At 50.3% G+C, this 862-nt stretch carries 1 protein-coding gene and 1 pseudogene; both read right to left on the reverse strand.

The window, feature by feature from the left end:
* Positions 1 to 212, reverse strand: a pseudogene (locus tag HAP95_RS08255) (hypothetical protein); the annotation flags it as partial.
* Positions 213 to 216: 4 nt separating this feature from the next.
* The gene (locus HAP95_RS08260) at positions 217 to 576 is read right to left on the reverse strand and encodes an HU family DNA-binding protein (RefSeq protein ID WP_342633628.1); all 360 of its coding nucleotides are present in this window, start codon (positions 574 to 576) and stop codon (positions 217 to 219) included.
* Between the last annotated feature and the right edge of the window lie 286 nt (positions 577 to 862).

Consider the following 862-nt stretch of genomic DNA (forward strand, 5'->3'; position numbering starts at 1 on the left):
TTCTGCTCGGGGTGTGCATGATTCTGTGCCCGCTCCTGACAGCGTTCCCAGAGCCAGGCGTTCAGCTGATCCAGTGTTTCAAAGCGCGGAAGCGGGGTAAAAAACCATTCGCGGATATTGCCGACCTGATTCTCGACCTGTCCCTTTATGTGTATGGACAGGTGGTGTGGATAGCAATCCCCCGAAGAAGTGGTGTCGGTGATCAGTGCCACGCCATCAAAAGCTACGATTATTCTGATTGACTTGTACGCGCATCGCCGTACCGGGCTTGAAATGCACAGTCCGTTTCTCGGGGACATCCACTGATTTTCCCGTCTTTGGATTGCGTCCCGCGCGGGCCGCAATAATGTGCAGGGTAAACGCCCCAAAATCCCGAATCTCAATGCGTTCTCCCTCAGCCAAGGCCTGGGCACAATGATCGAGGATCAATCCGACGGCCATAATGACATCCCGTCGTGCCAAGTCGTTATGTCCCTGATCACGTAACTGTTGATAGATATTCTCCATCATTGTTGATTTATTCATAGGCCCTGTCTCTGAGTTTTCTGCTTGGTATTGAGTAATCTGTTTGGGAATTCAGGGATATTATGCCCTGCCTGTATAAACGCTATCAACTTCAGTTAATCGAAGGCATGAAAAATTACTGCGCGTATCGCTTTCAGGCGAGACCAGTCGTAGCAGTTGATCTTATCTTATAGATGACTTGCATCGTGCAACTTTTTCGCGGAATCGTTCTTGGAGGCGCCCCTTGTACATCACTGCACCTTGATACTTTCCAGATCTCTTAATGGTCCACACAGACCATGGTCTTCTGTGCCCTTAACCCCTTCTCTATCCCATTAATAGCGGGGGGGGGGGGGGG

The organism is Acidithiobacillus sulfurivorans (assembly GCF_018853815.1).
Classification (GTDB): domain Bacteria; phylum Pseudomonadota; class Gammaproteobacteria; order Acidithiobacillales; family Acidithiobacillaceae; genus Acidithiobacillus; species Acidithiobacillus sulfurivorans.